This window comes from Arcobacter denitrificans (SeqCode) (genome assembly GCF_048571185.1).
In the GTDB taxonomy this organism is placed as follows: domain Bacteria; phylum Campylobacterota; class Campylobacteria; order Campylobacterales; family Arcobacteraceae; genus Arcobacter; species Arcobacter denitrificans.
The window spans coordinates 114,013-133,002 of sequence record NZ_CP182350.1 but is presented as its reverse complement, the minus strand read 5'-3'; the positions used below and the strand labels follow the sequence as shown (position 1 = coordinate 133,002).

The 18,990-nt window shown below is 27.6% G+C and carries 20 protein-coding genes; 13 read left to right on the top strand and 7 right to left on the bottom strand.

Translation table 11 applies throughout. The features are described 5' to 3' along the window. Window positions 1-7: 7 nt before the first annotated feature. The 4 genes from ACNI28_RS00720 (at window position 8) to ccoG (ending at window position 5,910) form a co-directional block, all read left to right on the top strand. Window positions 8-1,078, top strand: coding sequence for an ADP-ribosylglycohydrolase family protein (locus tag ACNI28_RS00720; protein WP_419764923.1), 1,071 nt, complete (start codon window positions 8-10; stop codon window positions 1,076-1,078). Between the two features lie 86 nt (window positions 1,079-1,164). Continuing rightward, the gene (gene ovoA, locus ACNI28_RS00715; RefSeq protein ID WP_419764922.1) at window positions 1,165-3,258 is read left to right on the top strand and encodes a 5-histidylcysteine sulfoxide synthase; all 2,094 of its coding nucleotides are present in this window, start codon (window positions 1,165-1,167) and stop codon (window positions 3,256-3,258) included. Window positions 3,259-3,306: 48 nt separating this feature from the next. Next, the gene (locus tag ACNI28_RS00710; protein ID WP_419764921.1) at window positions 3,307-4,542 is read left to right on the top strand and encodes a ComEC/Rec2 family competence protein; all 1,236 of its coding nucleotides are present in this window, start codon (window positions 3,307-3,309) and stop codon (window positions 4,540-4,542) included. A gap of 60 nt (window positions 4,543-4,602) precedes the next feature. Then, window positions 4,603-5,910, top strand: a complete 1,308-nt coding sequence (gene ccoG / locus ACNI28_RS00705) for a cytochrome c oxidase accessory protein CcoG (RefSeq protein WP_419764920.1) — start codon at window positions 4,603-4,605, stop codon at window positions 5,908-5,910. Between the two features lies 1 nt (window position 5,911). Here ccoG and ACNI28_RS00700 read toward each other — a convergent pair whose 3' ends face one another. Genes ACNI28_RS00700 through tatB form a run of 6 tightly spaced genes read right to left on the bottom strand, consistent with a single transcriptional unit; the run spans window position 5,912 to window position 10,849 of the window. Beyond that, window positions 5,912-7,228: a sensor histidine kinase gene (locus ACNI28_RS00700; protein WP_419764919.1), complete on the bottom strand. Its 1,317-nt coding sequence runs from the start codon at window positions 7,226-7,228 to the stop codon at window positions 5,912-5,914. Further along, window positions 7,221-7,895, bottom strand: coding sequence for a response regulator (locus ACNI28_RS00695; protein ID WP_419764917.1), 675 nt, complete (start codon window positions 7,893-7,895; stop codon window positions 7,221-7,223). The genes ACNI28_RS00700 and ACNI28_RS00695 overlap by 8 nt, the downstream gene beginning before the upstream one ends. Next, complete coding sequence (locus ACNI28_RS00690) at window positions 7,885-8,640, bottom strand: exonuclease domain-containing protein (protein ID WP_419764916.1); 756 nt, start codon at window positions 8,638-8,640, stop codon at window positions 7,885-7,887. The genes ACNI28_RS00695 and ACNI28_RS00690 overlap by 11 nt, the downstream gene beginning before the upstream one ends. 16 nt (window positions 8,641-8,656) lie before the next feature. Further along, window positions 8,657-9,691: a tRNA preQ1(34) S-adenosylmethionine ribosyltransferase-isomerase QueA gene (gene queA / locus ACNI28_RS00685; protein WP_419764915.1), complete on the bottom strand. Its 1,035-nt coding sequence runs from the start codon at window positions 9,689-9,691 to the stop codon at window positions 8,657-8,659. Continuing rightward, window positions 9,678-10,409, bottom strand: a complete 732-nt coding sequence (gene tatC / locus ACNI28_RS00680) for a twin-arginine translocase subunit TatC (protein ID WP_419764914.1) — start codon at window positions 10,407-10,409, stop codon at window positions 9,678-9,680. Before tatC ends, queA begins: the two co-directional genes overlap by 14 nt. Further along, window positions 10,409-10,849: a Sec-independent protein translocase protein TatB gene (tatB, locus tag ACNI28_RS00675; RefSeq protein ID WP_419764913.1), complete on the bottom strand. Its 441-nt coding sequence runs from the start codon at window positions 10,847-10,849 to the stop codon at window positions 10,409-10,411. The genes tatC and tatB overlap by 1 nt, the downstream gene beginning before the upstream one ends. 82 nt (window positions 10,850-10,931) lie before the next feature. Between tatB and ACNI28_RS00670 the strand changes: the two genes are divergently transcribed. The 9 genes from ACNI28_RS00670 to ACNI28_RS00630 are packed head-to-tail and all read left to right on the top strand — an operon-like array spanning window position 10,932 to window position 17,797. Continuing rightward, on the top strand, window positions 10,932-11,687 hold the full coding sequence (locus tag ACNI28_RS00670; protein ID WP_419764912.1) for a TerB family tellurite resistance protein: 756 nt from the start codon (window positions 10,932-10,934) through the stop codon (window positions 11,685-11,687). After that, window positions 11,688-11,918, top strand: coding sequence for a (2Fe-2S)-binding protein (locus tag ACNI28_RS00665; protein ID WP_419764911.1), 231 nt, complete (start codon window positions 11,688-11,690; stop codon window positions 11,916-11,918). Next, entirely contained in the window at window positions 11,911-12,144 is a 234-nt protein-coding gene (locus ACNI28_RS00660; RefSeq protein WP_419764909.1) for a (2Fe-2S)-binding protein, read from the top strand. The genes ACNI28_RS00665 and ACNI28_RS00660 overlap by 8 nt, the downstream gene beginning before the upstream one ends. Further along, entirely contained in the window at window positions 12,144-12,359 is a 216-nt protein-coding gene (locus ACNI28_RS00655) for a hypothetical protein (RefSeq protein WP_419764908.1), read from the top strand. Before ACNI28_RS00660 ends, ACNI28_RS00655 begins: the two co-directional genes overlap by 1 nt. A gap of 20 nt (window positions 12,360-12,379) precedes the next feature. Then, on the top strand, window positions 12,380-13,138 hold the full coding sequence (locus tag ACNI28_RS00650; protein ID WP_419764907.1) for an NAD+ synthase: 759 nt from the start codon (window positions 12,380-12,382) through the stop codon (window positions 13,136-13,138). Between the two features lies 1 nt (window position 13,139). After that, window positions 13,140-14,276 (top strand): DegT/DnrJ/EryC1/StrS family aminotransferase, encoded by a 1,137-nt coding sequence (locus tag ACNI28_RS00645; protein WP_419764906.1) that lies wholly within the window; start codon window positions 13,140-13,142, stop codon window positions 14,274-14,276. Then, on the top strand, window positions 14,277-15,242 hold the full coding sequence (locus ACNI28_RS00640; RefSeq protein ID WP_419764905.1) for a tetraacyldisaccharide 4'-kinase: 966 nt from the start codon (window positions 14,277-14,279) through the stop codon (window positions 15,240-15,242). Continuing rightward, the gene (locus tag ACNI28_RS00635; RefSeq protein WP_419764904.1) at window positions 15,235-15,708 is read left to right on the top strand and encodes a hypothetical protein; all 474 of its coding nucleotides are present in this window, start codon (window positions 15,235-15,237) and stop codon (window positions 15,706-15,708) included. Before ACNI28_RS00640 ends, ACNI28_RS00635 begins: the two co-directional genes overlap by 8 nt. 55 nt (window positions 15,709-15,763) lie before the next feature. Continuing rightward, on the top strand, window positions 15,764-17,797 hold the full coding sequence (locus ACNI28_RS00630; protein ID WP_419764903.1) for a sensor histidine kinase: 2,034 nt from the start codon (window positions 15,764-15,766) through the stop codon (window positions 17,795-17,797). A gap of 12 nt (window positions 17,798-17,809) precedes the next feature. On the opposite strand, the gene ACNI28_RS00625 is transcribed toward ACNI28_RS00630, so the two are convergent. Then, a complete protein-coding gene (locus ACNI28_RS00625; protein WP_419764902.1) occupies window positions 17,810-18,988 on the bottom strand; it encodes a glutathionylspermidine synthase family protein in 1,179 nt (392 codons plus the stop codon). Window positions 18,989-18,990: the final 2 nt, after the last annotated feature.

The window sequence follows — 18,990 nt, the reverse complement described above, 5'->3', positions numbered from 1 at the left end:
GGAAATAATGAATATTCAAGGTAGAGCACAAGGTGCAATATTAGGGGCATTTATTGGTGATGCAATTGCTTTAGGCCCACATTGGTATTACGATTTAGATGAACAACATAAAGATTATGGTGAGTGGATTACAACATATACAAGTCCTAAAAAAGGAAGATACCACGAACATGAAGAAAAAGGAAATCAGTCTCAAGCTGGATATATATTAAAGCTTATGATTAAATCTCTTATTGAAAAAGGAGAATATAATCAAGAAGACTTTTGTAAAAAACTTGATGAAGATTTATTTACAAAAATAGATGGAACACCAAACAATGGACCAGGAGGTTATACTTCTCAATCTATTAGGAAAGTATATACACAAAGAGTAGAGGAAAAACTCCCCTGGGATAAAGTAGGAAGTCATGCAGATACAACTGAAGCAATAGAGAGAACAATAGCTCTTGCTGTTAGATATGCCCTCAATCCCAAAAAACTATCAAAAAGTATTTCCCATAATACATTTATTACTCAAGTAGATGATATAGTTGGGTCTATGACTGTTGCATATGGCGCTGTGTTAGCACAGTTGGTTCAAGGGGAAAAGTTAGATGAAAATATAACTACTAAATTAATGAGCTTAGTTAAAAAGGGTGAATTACCTTTTCATGCAGTAACTACGGGTGATTTTAAGCCACCAAAAGATGGAGTGAAAGACCCATCAACTATAGGATTATTTGTTTCTCCTGATGCTCTTTTATCTCCCTCTTTTATGGCAAAAGCAGCAAATGATAAAGATATAAAAATCGAACCTGCTTGGAAAGTATCCTTAGTATATGGAATGCCATGTGCTATATATCATATATTACCAGCAAGTTATTATTTAGCTGCAAGATTTAATGATGATTTTGAAAGTGCAATATTACACTCTTTAAATGGTGGTGGACAAAATCAAGCTAGGTCAATATTGACAGGTGCACTAGTTGGAGCACAAGTTGGATTGAAAAATATTCCACAAAGATTTATAGATGGATTGAATGAAAAAGATGAGATTTTAGAATTGGCTAAAAAACTTTCAGATAATATAGAAGCGTAATTTTTTAAAATATGAAATGACTTTTAATATATACAAACATATATTAAATATAAATAGAATAACAAAATATAAATATAGAGGTAATTATGAATTATAACTGGAAGACAATAGATTTAAATAATGGAACAATAGAAGAAAAAAGAGAAGAGATAAAAAAATACTTCTTACAAACTTATGAATTAGATGAAAAACTCTTTGATTTATTAAAAGACAAAAAAAATATACTTGAACAACCAAATAGGTTAAGACATCCTTTGATATTTTATTTTGGACATACAGCTACATTTTTTATGAATAAACTAAATGTAGCAAATATCACAAGAAAAAGAGTAAATAAAACTTATGAAGCCTTATTTGCAATAGGTGTCGATGAAATGAGTTGGGATGATTTAAATGATGAAAACTATGAGTGGCCAAGTTATGAAGAGACAAAAGCATACAGAGATGAGGTAAAAACTTTAGTATTAGAGCTTATTGATACTATTGAGTTTTCTATTCCTATTAATTGGAATTCTCCTATGTGGGTTATACTTATGGGAATAGAACATGAAAACATTCACATAGAGACTTCCTCTGTATTATTAAGAGAGTTAGATATTAAGTATTTTACAGAAGATGAGCTATTTACATATAATAATGAAGGTACTCAAACTTATCCACAAAATGAATTAGTATCAGTAGAAGCAGGAGAAGTTGTATTAGAAAAAGAACATAATAAACCAGGGTTTTATGGATGGGATAATGAATTTGCTTTTCATAAAGAGTATATAAAAGAGTTTGAAGCTAGTAAGTACCTTGTTTCAAATGGAGAGTTTTTAGAGTTTGTAAAAGAGGGTGGTTATAGTAAACTTCATTACTTTAGTAAAGATGGATTAAAGTGGTTAGACTTTACACAAAGTAAAATGCCAGTATTTTGGATAAAAAAAGAAGATAAATATTATTTAAGAGAGATAAATAGAGTAGTTGAATTACCACTGAATTATCCTGTTGATATAAACGTATATGAAGCAGAAGCTTTTTGTAAATATAAAAGTGAAAAATTAGGATATGAGGTAAGACTTCCAAGTGAAGATGAATTTTATAGACTTAATGATTATGTAAAAGCACAAGAGTGTGAGGCAAACATAGGATTAAAGTATTTTAACCAAACACCAGTGGATAAATATCCTATGGGTGACTTTTATGATGTGATTGGAAATGTATGGCAATGGAGTATAACTCCTATGTATCCCCTTGATGGATTTGAAACACATCCTGTATATGATGACTTTACAACACCAACCTTTGATGATAGACATGCACTTATAAAAGGAGGCTCATTTATAAGTTTAGGAAATGAGACTTTAAGAAGTGCAAGATATGCCTTTAGAAAACACTTTTTCCAACATGCAGGATTTAGATATGTTAAAAGTGATAATGAATATAGAACTAGATTAAATGATAACGTATATGAAACAGATGAACAGATTTCTCAGTATTGTGAGTTTCATTATGGAGAAGAGAGTATTTGCGTAAAGAACTTTCCAAAAACTTCTGTTGAAGTATTAAAACCTTATTTAAAAAATGTCAAAAAAGATAAAGTATTAGATTTGGGTTGTAGTGTTGGAAGAAGTTCATTTGAATTAGCCAAAATATTTGATGAGGTATTAGGAATAGATTTTAGTGCCAACTTTATTAGTGTGGGAATAAAACTTAAAAAATATGATAGTTTAACTTTTAAAGTAGCAACAGAGGGTGAGTTATATGAAGAAAAAACTGTTTGCTTAGATGATTTTGGATTAGAAGAGACAAAAGAAAAAGTTACCTTTATGCAAGGTGATGCTTGTAACTTAAAAGATATCTATACAGCATATGACTTGATTTTTTGTTCAAACTTAATTGATAGATTATATTATCCTCAAAAATTCTTAGATGATGTTCCAAATAGAGTAAATAAAGATGGACTTCTAGTATTATTAAGCCCTTATACATGGCTAGAAGCATATACGCCAAAAGAAAACTGGCTAGGTGGATATGTTAGAGATAACAAAGAGGTTAAAACTCTAGATACCTTAAAAGAAAACCTTAGTGATAGATTTGAACTTCTTGATACTATTGATGTTCCTTTTGTGATAAAAGAGACTGCAAGAAAACACCAATACACTATATCTCAAATGAGTATTTGGAAAAAGATTAAATAAAACCAAATTCTACTAAATAATTTAAAACATTATTTAGTAGAATAATTAATGCAAAAATTAAATTTTATAAATGACAAAAAAGAGTTATTTGTCTTTTTTATTATTTTAACTCTTACACTTATTTTTACTTTGCTTTTTCAATATAATAACTATAAAACAATTACTACAAACTCTATTTATAAAACACAAGCCCAAGTTATAAACAAGTATGAAAAAGAGGACTTTGATGTATATAAACTTCAAACAGATGATTTTACTTTTTTTACCTCTACTTCAAAGGAAGTAGCCCTAGAAAAACTGGATTTTTTAGATATATCAATACTTACTTTAAATATCTCTTTTATAGACTATTTAAAAGGCTTTTATGCAAAAAGTTTTAATATATATAAATTTCAAAAAAACACCATTAAAAAAGATTTAAGTGATAATATAAAATCCCAACATGTAGACAAAAATATTAGTGAAATTTATGAAGCTATATTTTTAGCAATTCCTACCAATAGTGGTTTAAGAGATATTTTTGCGATTTACTCTATTTCACATCTTATAGCAATATCAGGATTTCATCTAGGTGTTTTGTCTTTTATACTCTATTTTGTATTATATTATCCATATGATTATTTGCATAATAGATATTTTCCTTATAGAAATAAAAGATTTGATATTTTGTGTGTTGTAGTATCTATATTATTTATATATTTGATTTTTACTAATTTAGTACCATCACTTTTAAGAGCATTTGTTATGATGATTTTAGGAATATTTATATTAAGAGCAAACATAAAGTTAATCTCTTTTGAAACACTTCTAATTACCTTGCTCTTTATACTTGTAGTTTTCCCAAAATATATATTTTCAATATCCCTATGGTTTTCTATTCTTGGAGTGTTTTATATATTTTTATTTATAAAATATTTTCAAAATTTAAATAAGATGTTTTTATTTATATTTTTTAATATTTGGATTTTTGCAAGTTTTAATCCAGTTGTTCACTATTTTTTTGGTGTAACATCTCTTATTCAACTATCTTCTCCTCTTATTACCTTTGTTTTTACTCTTTTTTATCCTTTTGAACTATTTTTGCATCTTATAGGATATGGAAGTTTATTGGATAAATTTCTTAACTATTCTATTAGTTTAGATTTTTATACATATGAAGTTTTTACGCCACTTTGGTTTTTTGTTACATATCTTTTAGTTTCATTCTTTTCAATATTTTCTCGATATTTTTTTTATTTTTTAAATATTTTGCTAATGTTTTTTAATATTTATATATATTACTAAATACCTACCACCAAACTGACACTTTTAATTTTTATACTTTTAAAAATTAAAAGGACAATTATGAGTTATACTAAAAAAAGATATATTACTTATCTTATTCTTACTGTTTTTATAATGGTAACACCTTTCATTAAAATAGATGGCAATCATATGTTACTGTTATCCTTTGTGACCTTTGAGTTTCATTTTCTTGGTAATGTATATAATATGAATGAATTCTTTATCATGCCTTTTTTATTGATGTTTTTATTTATTGGTATATTTGCTATGACTTCAATGTTTGGTAGAGTTTGGTGTGGTTGGGCATGTCCTCAAACTATATTTAGAGTAGTTTATAGAGATTTGATAGAGACTTTTTTATTAAAATTGCGAAGAATCAAAAATAAACAAAAAGATATTGATTATAATAAAACTTCTACAAAGATAAAAAAATATCTTGGTCTTATTTTATGGATAATTTTATCTTTTATAATAGCTATTAACTTTATGTTATATTTTGTACCTCCTGAAGACTTTTTTGAATACATGAAAGCCCCACAAGAACACCTGATTTTGGTCATGTTTATACTTAGTATTGTGACTTTTTTAGTATATGATATTGTATTTATGAAAGAGCATTTTTGTACATATGTATGTCCATACTCTAGAATTCAGTCAGCTTTATATGATAATAATACTAAACAAGTTGTTTATAACTATAACAGAGGTGGTCAAATATATCCAAACAATGAAAAGAGTATTTTTAATGTAAAACAGTGGTCAGGAAATGAAGAGTGTACTACTTGTGAAGCTTGTGTAAAAGTTTGTCCAACACATATAGATATAAGAAAAGGTTTACAAGTTGAATGTATAAACTGTTTAGAGTGTTCTGATGCTTGTAGTACTGTTATGGGAAAACTTGGTAAAAAATCTTTGATTTATTGGGGAGATACAAATAGTGTATTATTAAATAAAATAGAGAAGTTTTTAAATCCAAGAAACATAGTGTACATGGCTTCTTTAGTTATCTGTATACTCTTTACTGCATATTTTATGAGTGAAAAAGAGCCTTTTTTAGTAAATATAAATAAAAATACAGAACTATATAAAATAGATGAAGAGGGAAGGGTTGTAAATAACTATTTATTGACTATTCATAATAGTGCTGATAAAAAATATACTTTTGATATGGAAGTTTTAAATAAAGATATAACTATAAAAAGATTTAAAGCATTTAGTTTAAATCCAAAAGCAAAAAGAAAAACAGTAATGATTTTGGCAACAAAAAACAAATTAGTAAATCCAAAAGTTACTCTTTTATTTTATGCTAAAGAGAATAAGAATATAAAAGTAAAAAGAGAGATAGGATTCTTTTCTCCCAAAAAATAGATTAAATAGTTTTTTCAATCTTGATGTAAAAAATAGTTCCTTCTTGGCTACTTTCTACATCAAGTTTGCCTTGGAAGCTTTTTTCTATAATCATCTTAGATAAATATAGTCCAAGTCCTGTACCCTCGGCTTTTGTTGAAAAATATGGTTCAAAGATTTTATTTATGATTTTATTTTTTATTCCATTTGCATTATCTTTTATTGATAAAACCATATCTGCATTATTGGAAGTTATTTCAATACTTACTTTTGGGTTTTCAATATTTTTTATGGCATCAAGTGCATTTGAAATAATTGCCACTAAAACTTGGGCTAATTCATTTTTTATGCCATGAACTCTAATATGCTCATTTGTTTTAAAAGTTAACTGTAAGTCTACTTCTCTTTTTTTTATATCAGCATTTAAGATTGTAAGTGCGTTATCAATTACCTCTTTTATTTCAAAATCTTCTTTATCTTTATTATTTGTATAAAAATTCTTAAAGTTTTCAATTGTATTAGATAAAAATTCTATTTGCTCATTTGCTTGTGAACTCTTTTTATCAAAATAGGCTTTTTCTAAAAGATTGTTTTCATATTTCTTTTTTATATTGATTAATATATAAGATAGATTATTTAATGGTTGTCTAAATTGGTGAGTTATATTTGCAATCATCTCTCCACTTTGGGCAAGTTTTGATTGCTGTAGAAGCATTGACTTTATCTCTACATTCTCTTTTTTTAAAAGATTATATTTATATGCAACAGAAATAGTAAATAAAATCGCCTCTATTGCAAAAGCAATTAAAACTAAGTCTAAATTTGTATGGGTTTTAAAATAAGTTTTAAACTCTAGAATATATAAAATAAGACAAATCAAAGACCAACCAATAACATATACAGATGTAGCCTTGAATCCTTGCTTCAAATTAAATATTATTGATATAAAAAGTATTGCATATATGATAGTATAAGGTAGATATTCAAATAAAATATAGTGATAAAATGCAGTTAGTATTATAAAAATAAGAAGTAATGTATTTATTATTAGTTCTTTATTATTTGTAATCTCAGGAAGAAATCTTCCCTCATAAAATCTTATAGCAAAAACAATTGCAAATATTGTGGCAATAAAGAGTGATAAGTCTTGAAGAAAAACTATCTTGCAAAAAAGTTCACTATATAAAACTATATATATTAGTGAAAAAAATTGCATGAAAAAATAGCTTAGGTAAAAAAGCTCTTTTGAATAAATATATCGTATAAAAGTATATACTACTGTCATAATTAGAATTCCAAATGTTATTCCATATGATAAAGCAGCAGTTAAATCATACATTTATTTTATATCCAACACCATTTTGATTTGAGATTATATCTTTTGAAATCTTTTGTTTGAGGTATTTAACTAAAGTTTTTAATGCATCTTTTGTCATGGGAAAATCTTTCCAAACATAGTTTTCTATCTCTTCATAGCTTACAAATCTATCTTTGTTGTTTAAAAGAAGTGTTAATAAGTCAGTCTCTTTTGCTCTTAATTTTATAAGTTCATCATTTATAAAAAGAGTATGATTATATTTATCAAAAATAGAGTTTTCATTTAGCTTTATTATGTTTGTTTTACTATTTTTTAGATTATTTACACAAAGTTCAAGAGCAGAATTAAGTTCATACTCTTTAATTGGTTTCATTAGATATTTGATTAGTTGAAGTTCGATGGCTTTTAATAGATACTCTTTATGGGAATATGCTGTTAAAACAATTATTTGCACCTCTTTGTTTTTTTGGCGAACTCTTTTTATAAACTCCAATCCATCTATTTTTGGCATTTGTATATCTGTTATAATAATATCAGGATTAATCTGCTCAAACTTTTTTAGAGCATCTAGACCATCTTTTGATTCATAGATATGTTCAAAATAATTTTCTAGATACTCAATTCCATTTTCTCTTGTTATTTCATCATCTTCTACATAAAGAATTTTGATATTACTGTTAGTAATCATTTACTGTAGATGATGTTAGCTTTTCTAAAGTATATCTTAGATTCTCATCCATATCCATGTTTTTCATCATCCACATGATATAACTAGGATCTTCTTTTACTACATCTGCTGTTTCTCTACCTTTATATTTTCCAAATTTAAATGTTTGTATAAATACAGGTGTTTTAGTAAGCTCAACTAACTTTTCCATAGGATTGAAATCAGGATAAACAGTTCTACATTTTGCTACAAGTTGTGATAAAAATAGTTTCATTACCAAAACATCTCCAATAGCATCATGAGCCTTGATTGTTATATTGTGTTTTGCTGCTTCTTCCTCTTCATCCATATAGATATCAAGTGCATATCTTAGGTATTGAAGTCTGTGATATGGAAGTTCTGGAAATAAGTGTTGTGAACATCTTAAAGTATCCAATAATTGATATTGTGATTCAAAACCCTCTTTTTTTATCATACCTAAATCAAAGTTTATATTATGCGCTATTAAATAGTTTGATGGATTATTATATTCTTGTAGCTTTTGGTAAAACTTTGTTTGTGTTGCTTCTGGTTTTCCTATAATCATATCAGGTGTTATATTATGTACTTCCATTGCTTCAAGTTTTATCTCTACATCAGAAAAACACAACTCATCATAAACTTCAATTGGAGCTTTTGCATCTACAATCATAGCTCCTACTTGTATGATTCTATCTTCTTCTTGATTTCCTGTTGTTTCTGTATCAAATAGTACGTATTTTGGCATAAGGTTTCCTTTTTAATTATATTATTAACATTCCATCACCATAAGAGAAAAATCTATATTCTTCTTTTACAGCAGTTTCATATATCTCTAAAGTTTTCTCTAAACCTACAAAAGAGGCTATAAGCATAATAAGAGTTGATTTTGGCAAGTGAAAGTTTGTAAGTAGATGGTCTACTTTTATTGGCTTATTTGCTGGATTTAAAAACAAATCACATTCACCTTGAATCTTATTTGTTCTAGCAAAGTACTCTATAGTTCTAGTAACTGTTGTTCCCACTGCTAGTATTTTTTTATCTTGTTTTAGATTCTCTAAGCTTTTTCTTGAAATTTCAAAGTATTCACTATGCATTGGATGTTCTAAAATATCTTCTGCATCTACTGGTTTAAAAGTACCAGCTCCCACATGAAGTGTTAGGTAATTAATATTGTAATTGTTATCAAGCTTTTCTAAAATTTCATCTGTAAAGTGCAAGGAAGCTGTTGGTGCTGCAACTGCCCCATAGTTTTTAGCAAACAGAGTTTGATAATCTTTTTCATCCTCTTTTTCATCCTCTCTATTCATATAGTGAGGAAGTGGCAAATGACCGATTTTATTTAGTATTTTAATTAGTGTTTCAAAATCAAGTTGTTTTTCATTTTGAAAGAACTTTACAACTCTTGTACCATCTTCGTTTAATTCAAGAACTTCTGCTATTAAATTATCATCAAAAAAGAGTTTACTTCCCTTTTGAACTTTTCCTTTTATCATGACTTGATATCTGTTCATGAAAAGTGGCTTATTAAATAGAAGTTCTGTTTTTCCACCACTCTCTTTTTGTCCATAAATTCTTGCTTTTATTACTTTTGTATCATTTAAAAAAATATTCAAATCTTGTGGCAAAAAGTCAAGAAGATGTTTATATGTAGTATGAGTTATGGTATCGCTATTTCTGTCATAGACTAAAAGACGGGCACTATCAGCTGGATATAAAGGCTTACTAGCTATGAGTTCTTTAGGTAAGAAGTAGTCATAGCTAGATGTTTTGAGAGGGTCCAAATTATTCTTCATCATCTAATGATGTATCCGCAGGGTTAAATACTTTTGCAATATAAATAGAAACAATATAAAGAAATATAAGTGGACCAGCCATTAAAAATTGTGTTAAAACATCAGGTGGCGTTAAAAGTGATGCAAGTATAAAAATTAATATAATTGCATATTTAAAAAAGTCTTTTAACATTTTGTCATCAACTAATCCGATTTTTGCTAGGAAAAATGTAATAACAGGTAACTCAAATGCCACACCAAAACCAAATAATAGTTTTGTAAAAAATCCAACATATTTACCAATACTTGGAAATACTGTAACTACAGTTGAACCAAAATTAATTAAAAAATCAAATCCATAAGGAACAACTACATAGTAAGCAAAGCTTGAACCAATTAGAAACATTAATGTAGCAAAAAATACAAATGGGAAAACAAGTTTTTTCTCATGTTCATATAGTCCAGGAGCTAAGAATAACCATAACTGCCAAAATATAACAGGTAAGGAAACAATAAATCCAGAAAAAAATGCAACTTTTAAAGCTGTGAAAAATGTCTCTTGAATTTCAATTGCAACCATTGATGAACCAGCAGGAAGAATAGCTTTTGCTGGTAACATCATCCATTCTAAAATAGGTTCATAAAAGAAAAAACAAGCAAAAAATGCTACTACTAAAGCAGCAATTGAAACCATAAGCCTTTTTCTAAGGTCAGCAATATGAGGTTTTAAATCTTCTAACATTAGGCATTATCCTCTTTATTCTCTTTTTTAACTTTAAACTTATCACTTGCACTTGCGCCTGGACTTGTAGGGGTTATTATTTCTTTAACTTCTTCAACTTTTTCTTCATCTTTTGTTTTAAATGACACTTTTTCTGCTTTCTTCTTATCATCTTTTTTGTCATCGTTTAAAATATCATTAACACCTAAATTAAACTCATCAAATCCAGTAACTGATGACTTAGCATCTTCTATTTGATTTTTAAATTTATTTGCTTCTGCTTTCATATCAGAGATATTTAGTTCATTGTCTAGAGTAGATTTTGCATCTTCAAGACCACTTTTAAATTTTTTAAAAAATCGTGCAACTGATACCATTGCATCAGGTAACTTTTCAGGTCCTAGCGCAATAATTGCGATTATCGCAATAAGCATGATTTCCATAAATCCCATTCCAAACATATAATGTCTCCATTTGTTTATTAAAGGAAAGATTTTACCTTATTTTTGATAAAATCTATCTAATTATTTAAAAAGGTGTTAAATGAAATTATTAGTTTTGCTTTTTGTTGGTATTGTTTTGTATTTTATTGCAAGAGGTTATAAAACAGAAAAGTTTGAAAATATTAAACTTAATATAAAAGAGAATTTCCAAGGAGATTTACTTCATCATGAAGCTGGGCTTTTAGTTGCTCTTATGGCAAAAGTTGCAAAGGCCGATGGGGCAGTTTGTGAATTAGAAGCAGAGATGTTAAAACATACTTTTAATGATATTTCAAGTCACTTTGAAAATAGTGATGAAATAAGAGAAAAATTAAAAAACATATATACACAAGAGAAAAAAGGTTTTGATAATACCTTAGAACTTTCACAAAAACTTCTTAAACTTACAAAAAGAGAGTACCAAAAAAGAGTAAAAATCTTAGAATATCTTTTAAACTTAGCATTTATTGATAAAAGTTTTAGTGACGCTGAACAAATGATTTGCGAAGATATAGCAAATGCATTAGAGATAAAAACTAATGATTTTAATCAAATGGTTAACGCTTTTAAAAACTTTTATGCTTCTCAAGCTCAAAATCATGAAACAACGCTTGAACAGGCATATGAGATTTTAGAATCAAACAAAGAGGATGATGACAAAACTATCAAAAATAACTATAGAAAATTGGTTAAAAAACATCATCCAGATATTATTTCAGGGCAGGGTGCTAGTCAAAATATAATTGATGAAGCCACAACAAAGCTGCAAGAGATAAATGAAGCATATGAATTGATAAAAAAAAGTAGGAAAATATAATTGCTAGAGAGTTTTGATAAAAACTATGAAGTATGTAATTGTTTAAAAGTTACAGTTGATGATATAGAAAATGCGGTATTAAATCATGGTGTTAAAAGCTTAAGAGATTTACAAGATAAAACCCATGCAGGAACTGAATGTAGACATTGCTTGATGGTGGAGGGTGATTTTGGAAAAGTAAAAAAAAATATTTATTGTAAAGATGTTTTAGGAGAGATAATCAATGGCTAAAAAATTTCATCATTCCTACGAAGTTTGTGCATGTAAACAAGTAACTTTAGGTGAGATAATACATGCAATAAATGAAAATGGTGCATCTACTTTGGAAGAGATTGGGGATAAAACTGATGCAGGCACATGTTGTGGCTGCTGTGTAAGTAGTGAGAAAGATTTTGGTGAAGAAAAAATGCAATTATATTTAACTACTATCTTAGATAAATTAGTGAAAGAGAAATAATGGAAGAAAAAGAGTATGTAATAGATGAAATAAAAAGTTTAATTTCAACTACAAATGAGAAGACTGAGATAAACCCAAAGTTTTTAGATTACTTTGATTTAGAAGAGTTATACGATATAAAAGAGAATTTACTTAGAAAAAAAGAGCTTGTAAGAGAGAATAATAAAGATTTTCTTGAAGAGATTTATGAAAAAACAAAAATAAATGAGATATAATTTATTAAAGGATAATAATTATGCAATGGAATAATATAAAAGAACAACTAATATCATTTTTAAAAACTGAAGTAAGCAAAGCTGGTTTACAAAGAGTAACTGTGGGTTTATCAGGTGGTTTAGACTCTGCAATCGTTGCTATACTTTGTAAGGAAGCATTTGGAAAGAACATGAGTTGTGTCCTTATGCCATCACATTATTCAAGTGAAGGAAGCATAAATCATGCCCTAGAAGTGTGTGAAAAGTTTGATATTGATTATGAAATAGTAGAAATCGCTCCTATGGTGGAAGCTCATGAAAAATTTATGAATAATGATAAACTAAGAATTGGTAACTTTAGTGCTAGAATGAGAATGTCAGTTTTATATGATATAAGTGCAAGAGATAGCTCTTTAGTTGTAGGTACATCAAATAAAAGTGAAATACTTTTAGGATATGGAACTATTTTTGGTGATGTTGCTTGTGCAATTAACCCAATAGGTGAAATGTACAAAAGTGATGAGTTTGAATTTGGAAAATTCCTTGGAGTTCCTGAATCTATTTTAGGAAAACGACCAAGTGCTGATTTATGGGAAGGTCAAAGTGATGAAGATGAACTTGGATACTCTTATAAACAGATGGATGAAGTACTTAAAAAGTTAGTTGATGAGGGAACTTCAAAAGAAGAGTTAGTAAGTAATGGTGTTGATGAAAAACTTATAGATATGTTAGTTTATAGAATAAAAGCTAATGCTTTTAAAGGTAAACTTCCAACAATTGCAAAAATCAAATGGAGTTAATATGAAAGAAATAGCTTTTTATAAATCTTCTGTAGGTGAAGAAGAATTAAGTCAGTTAAAAACAGTTTTAGAATTAAAAAAAGATAATTCAAAAGTTATTGAATTTGAAGAGAATATGTCTAAATTTATAGGAGCAAAGTACTCTATATCTACTTGTAATGGAACAGCAGCCTTACATCTGGCTCTTAGTGCAATTAAACTAAAAAGAGGTGACAAAATATTAATGTCTGTAAACTCTTTTGTAAATGTACCAGAGGTAGTAAGACACTTTGATGCTGAGCCTATTTTTATTGATATAAATATTGATGATATGAATATTGATTTAAATAAGTTTGAAAAAGCACTAGAAGCTAATAGCTCTAAAAAACTTAGAGGTGCTATTATTTCTTTTGTTGGTGGTCAAACACCTAATTTAGATAAGTTATATGCTATTTGTAAAAAGTATGAAATTATACTAATAGAAGATTGTACTTCTGCTCTTGGAGTTACCTATAATGATGAAACAGTTGGTTCTTTAAATGCTGATATGACAGTATTTTCAACAAATCCATCAAATGGTAAAACAGATGTTAGTAACTGTGGTGTTATTGTTACAAACAATGAAGAATTAGCTTCTAGAGCAAAACTTTTAAGAACACATGCTGTTACAACTACATTTGATGATTATGGAAACCTTGATTATATTTATGATGTAGTGGATATTGGGCATAAATATGACTTAAGTGAACTTGATGCTGCTTTTTCTCTTGCACAACTTAAAAAAACAAATAGTTTTATAAAAAGAAGAAAAGAGATTGCGAAAGTTTATAAAGAGAGACTTACTGGTGTAAAACATATAGAGATTCCTAAACAAAAAGATGAGCATATTTTTACACACTATATTATTAAAATCTCTAGAAATAGAGATGCTTTTGCAAGAGAGTTAAAAGAAAGAGGTATTAGTACAGGGTTAAATTACATCCCTTTACATCTTTTACATTATTACAAAAGTAAGTATAATATAAAAATCACAGAGTTTGGTGGAGCTTTAACTTCATATCAACAAATTTTATCGATTCCGATTTATCCAGGACTTACTACTGAAGAGGTAAATTATATCTGTGATCAAATTATTGATATAGCTTCTGAGTGGGTATAATTGTTGCTAAAACAAAAACTTAATATTTGGATAGAAGAGTATCTCTTCTTTCCGACTTTCTTTCAAAAAATCATCTCTTTTTTATTTATTCCTTTTACTTTAGTTTATATGTTAATAGTATCATTTAAAAGAATCTCTTCCAAAACACAGGATTTTGGAATACCTGTTATCTCTGTAGGAAATTTAATTGTTGGTGGAAGTGGTAAAACACCTGTTACAATAGCTTTGGCTAAAGACAAAAGTGACTATGCAATTGTTTTAAGAGGATATGGAAGAAAATCTAAAGGACTTTTTGTCGTAAGTCAAAAAACAAAGATTTTAGTAGATATAGAAACTTGTGGTGATGAAGCTATGCTTTTAGCTAAATCTCTACCAAAAGCTACTGTAATAGTTAGTGAAGATAGAGTAGAAGCCATCTTAAAAGCAAAAGAGCTTGCTTGTAAATTAGTTTTTTTAGATGATGGATTTTCAAAATACCAAATAAATAAGTTTGATATACTTTTACGACCTAAAAAAGAGCCTGAAAATATCTTTTGCCTTCCAAGTGGTGGATATAGAGAACCCAAAATGATGTATGCAACTGCAAATATGGTTTTAAAAGAGGGTGTTGATTTTACTAGAGTTGTAAAGTTTAAAAAAGATGGTAAAACTTTAGAAGAGTTACCTTTTAATATAGTGATATTAACTGCAATATCAAAGGCAAAAAGACTTTTAGACTTTGTTCCAAAGCCTTGTGCACTTATCTCTTTTCCTGACCATTATAGTTTTACTAAATTAGACATAGAGGTAGTTGAAAAGTCATATAAAGATTTTACTATATTAACTACAGCAAAAGATTTTGTAAAATTAGAAAAGTTCAATATTAAAAATCTTGTTTTGATGGACTTAGAAATAGAATTTAGTAAAGATGTTGATTTTTCAAATTTAGAAAAATACCTTAAAATGTATAAAATAACACATGACTAACATATATTATCCAAGTGAAGAGAGTTTAGGACACCTTGATGGGACAAGAACTATTAATTCTATTCTTTGGAAGTTTTTGTACAAAAGAGTACAAAAGAGATTAGAAAAATCTATTATAAATATAGAAAATATGAGAAAAATAGTTTTTAATAAAAAACTTTTACTCCAATGTAAAATAGATAGTGATTTACCCTTTGTAATATTAAGACGTGAGCCAAGTTGGTATTATGCAGAGGATGGTGAAGAATACCTTATTCCTTTTAGTATTTGTTTTATGGATGGGAAAAGAAAATATGATATTGTCTTAGTTGATGGAAAGATTGATTTAAGAGATGATAGTAAAAGAGGTGAAAATCTCAATAATAGACTATCTCACACACCTGTTTTATTGGTAAAAATTTTTAAAAATATAGAAAATAGTTTTGAAGTTTTATTGGCTTATATAAAAAAAGAAGAGGAAATATAAAAATTAATCAAATAGATGCTAATATTAGGCATGAATTAGACATGTGTGAGGCAAAATGAATAAAAAGAATAGTGTAATAAAATTTATTATAATAGTTCCAATTTTTTTTATTATTGTTACGATAATTACTATGTCTGCTATTTCAGTTTCACTAGTATATAAACACTATAATAGTGACTTGAAAAATTATACTAATCAAGAAGTTGAGTTACAAAAACAATATATTAAAAATCAAATAGATAATATTTATAGTTATATAGAATACAAAAAAACAGAAGCTCCCAAACGACTTAAAGAAAAACTCAAAAATAGAGTTTATATGGCATATGACTTAGCCAATAATATTTATAAAAATAAAAAAGGAAAAGTTTCTGAACAAGAGTTAAAAAAAGAGATTCTAGAAACGATTAGAAAAGTAAGATTTGGAAAAAATGGTTATTATTTTATTGCTGAAATGGTAGGGGATAATGAAATCATATCAAGAATGTTACCAGCAACTCCAACAAAAGAGAATATAAGTGCATATGCACTTAAAGATATAGATGGTAAGTATTATGTACAAGAATTAGCAAATGTAGCAAAAACACAAAAAGAAGGATATGTTACTTATAAGTGGTATAAACTTACAAAAAAAGAGCAATATGATAAAATCTCATTTGTAAAAATATTTGAACCTTATAATTGGTTCATAGGATATGGCGAATATATTGATGATTTTGAAAAGAACATAAAAGAAGAGGCACTAAAACGATTAACCCTTTATAGATATCCTCCTAATGGTTATATTTGGACATCATCAACTGACAATATTTTATTAGAACACCCTTTTAGACCAGATGCAATAGGTAAATTTGATTTGGGCAGTGATAAAAAAACAGGTCTTCCATTAAATAAGTTATTTATAAAAGAGGCTTTATTAAATCCTGATGGCACTTTTGTAGAATATTATTGGAATAAACCCAATGAAAAAAGAGCTTTAAAGAAAATTGGCTATGTTAAACACATAAAAGACTGGAATTGGGTTATTGGTACAGGTGTTTATCATGAAGATATTAACACTAAGGTAAAAAAGTTAATTGAAAAAGAAGAAACAGAAGTTAATGAAATAATATTTAGTATATTAACTATATCACTTATCCTTTTGTTAACAAGTATTGCTATTTCAATTTTAATTTCAAAAAAGATAAATAGAAATTTCTTAGATTATGAAGAGAGTTTGAAAGATAAGCAAAGTGAATTAGAAAAGTTAAATTTAAGCCTTGAAGAAAAAGTTAAAGAAAAAACAAGTGAGTTACTAGAGTTGAATGAACAATTAGAAATAAAAGTTCAAAATAGAAGTGATGAGATTAAGGAAAAAAATAGAGTTCTTGAAGAACAATCAAAGATGGTTGCATTAGGTGAGATGATAGGCAATATTGCTCATCAATGGAGACAACCTTTAAGCTCTATTTCAGTTGCAGCAAGTGGTATGAAACTCAAAAAAGAATTAAACCTTTTAGAAGATGAGGACATTTTAAATTTATCTGACAATATTGTAAAAAATACTCAATATCTATCTCAAGTAATTGATGATTTTAGGAATTATATAAAGGGTGAAAAAGAGTTAGTTAAATTTAATATAAATGAGTCTGTCTCTCAAGCCTTGAGTATATTTGACTCTTCTATTAATAATCACAATTTAAAAATAATAAAACTTCTTGATGATAATATTATTATTAACAACTATTTAAATGAATTGATACAAGCATTGGTAAATATTTTAAATAATGCAAAAGATTCTTTAAAAGAAAAACAAGAAGATGAGAATAAAAGAATCATAGTAATAACTACTTCAGTAAAAGATGGTAAAGCTAACATAAGTATAAAAGATAGTGCGGGTGGAATCAAGGATGATGTGTTGAAAAAAGTTTTTGAACCATATTTTACAACAAAAGATAAATCACAAGGTACTGGTTTAGGATTGTATATGACATATCAAATTATAACTGATAGTATGAAGGGTAAAATTTATGTTGAAAATAGTGAGTTTATCTATAATAATAGTCTATATCATGGGGCAAATTTTATTATAGAATTAGATAAGTTATAAAACTTATCTAACTTATTTAATAATATGTCCTACAAATTTTGACATATTATTTAATATCTTTCCACCTTTTCTAAATCCTAAGGCACAAGCTTCATAGGCATAAAATACTCCTGCTTGGTAAGAATCTCCGTTCTCATCTACGGGAAGCTCTACATACTCTTGATAGATAGCTTTAAAGCCTTCATAATCACCTTCAGTTTTCATATCTAAAGAGTTATCACTATTTATAATAGCAACATTTGCACCTTCTCTTCCAAAACATCTTTTTTCAACTTGTTTTTTACCACTGAGAGGTTCAAAAGAGGTTTCAAGTAGAAGTGGATGATTTGGGTATAAATCCCAAAGTATTTTCATAAAACCTTTTGATTGGAACATTAAAGTGTATGCAGGGTTGAATATAATAGCTTTTTTATTGGCAATTATATCTTCTAAAATTAAAGCTAGTTCACTTTCATCTATTGCAATATTTTCCCAAGGAATAAGTTTAAACCAAAATTCAAAATTTATATCATCTTTATAGATACCTTCATCATTGAATTGAACTTTGTCAATATATTCAAAATCAGTGTTAAATCCAGCTTCTGTTGCAATATGCTGTAAAAGTTTTGTTGTATTTTCATCTTCCCCACTTGAACTAATAGAAGAGAAAAGTATTTTCCACCCTAAGTCTTTATAATATTCTTCAAACTTTTCTATATCATCTTCCATAGTAATGATTCTTTTAAAGTTATCTTTTAGTGCATCATAAAGGTTGTTAAATTGGCTTGCTTCATCTAAATTATTTGCTTTTAGCATGGCCCATTGGATAATTGCTGTTTCAAAAAGAGAAGTTGGAGTATCAGCATTAAACTCTATTAACTTTATAGGTTTACCATCAATTCCACCAGCCAAATCAAATCTTGAATAAAGATGCCAATGAACATCATTTTCCCAAGATTCTTTTATTAAGTTTACTAAGTTAAATGGAATATTTATTTCATGAAATAGATTATTATCTATAACATAGTCACCAGCTTCACAAAACATATCATACAATTCATTTGTTGCTTCATAATAGGCATTTGCTTCATCTTCACTTACTTGAACTATTTCATCTGCTATGTATGAAGTTTCATCTTCATCCGTATGCCACACAAAGCCTATTGATTCTAAATACTCTTTAGTAAGAGGTTCTAATTTTTGTAATTTCATTA

Bases quoted from the DNA above. Each gene is read 5' to 3' on its own strand.
- ACNI28_RS00720 (WP_419764923.1), top strand. From the start codon at position 8: ATGAATATTCAAGGTAGAGCACAAGGTGCAATATTAGGGGCATTTATT.
- ovoA (WP_419764922.1), top strand. From the start codon at position 1,165: ATGAATTATAACTGGAAGACAATAGATTTAAATAATGGAACAATAGAA.
- ACNI28_RS00710 (WP_419764921.1), top strand. From the start codon at position 3,307: ATGCAAAAATTAAATTTTATAAATGACAAAAAAGAGTTATTTGTCTTT.
- ccoG (WP_419764920.1), top strand. From the start codon at position 4,603: ATGAGTTATACTAAAAAAAGATATATTACTTATCTTATTCTTACTGTT.
- ACNI28_RS00700 (WP_419764919.1), bottom strand. From the start codon at position 7,228: ATGTATGATTTAACTGCTGCTTTATCATATGGAATAACATTTGGAATT.
- ACNI28_RS00695 (WP_419764917.1), bottom strand. From the start codon at position 7,895: ATGATTACTAACAGTAATATCAAAATTCTTTATGTAGAAGATGATGAA.
- ACNI28_RS00690 (WP_419764916.1), bottom strand. From the start codon at position 8,640: ATGCCAAAATACGTACTATTTGATACAGAAACAACAGGAAATCAAGAA.
- queA (WP_419764915.1), bottom strand. From the start codon at position 9,691: ATGATGAAGAATAATTTGGACCCTCTCAAAACATCTAGCTATGACTAC.
- tatC (WP_419764914.1), bottom strand. From the start codon at position 10,409: ATGTTAGAAGATTTAAAACCTCATATTGCTGACCTTAGAAAAAGGCTT.
- tatB (WP_419764913.1), bottom strand. From the start codon at position 10,849: ATGTTTGGAATGGGATTTATGGAAATCATGCTTATTGCGATAATCGCA.
- ACNI28_RS00670 (WP_419764912.1), top strand. From the start codon at position 10,932: ATGAAATTATTAGTTTTGCTTTTTGTTGGTATTGTTTTGTATTTTATT.
- ACNI28_RS00660 (WP_419764909.1), top strand. From the start codon at position 11,911: ATGGCTAAAAAATTTCATCATTCCTACGAAGTTTGTGCATGTAAACAA.
- ACNI28_RS00655 (WP_419764908.1), top strand. From the start codon at position 12,144: ATGGAAGAAAAAGAGTATGTAATAGATGAAATAAAAAGTTTAATTTCA.
- ACNI28_RS00650 (WP_419764907.1), top strand. From the start codon at position 12,380: ATGCAATGGAATAATATAAAAGAACAACTAATATCATTTTTAAAAACT.
- ACNI28_RS00645 (WP_419764906.1), top strand. From the start codon at position 13,140: ATGAAAGAAATAGCTTTTTATAAATCTTCTGTAGGTGAAGAAGAATTA.
- ACNI28_RS00635 (WP_419764904.1), top strand. From the start codon at position 15,235: ATGACTAACATATATTATCCAAGTGAAGAGAGTTTAGGACACCTTGAT.
- ACNI28_RS00630 (WP_419764903.1), top strand. From the start codon at position 15,764: ATGAATAAAAAGAATAGTGTAATAAAATTTATTATAATAGTTCCAATT.
- ACNI28_RS00625 (WP_419764902.1), bottom strand. From the start codon at position 18,988: ATGAAATTACAAAAATTAGAACCTCTTACTAAAGAGTATTTAGAATCA.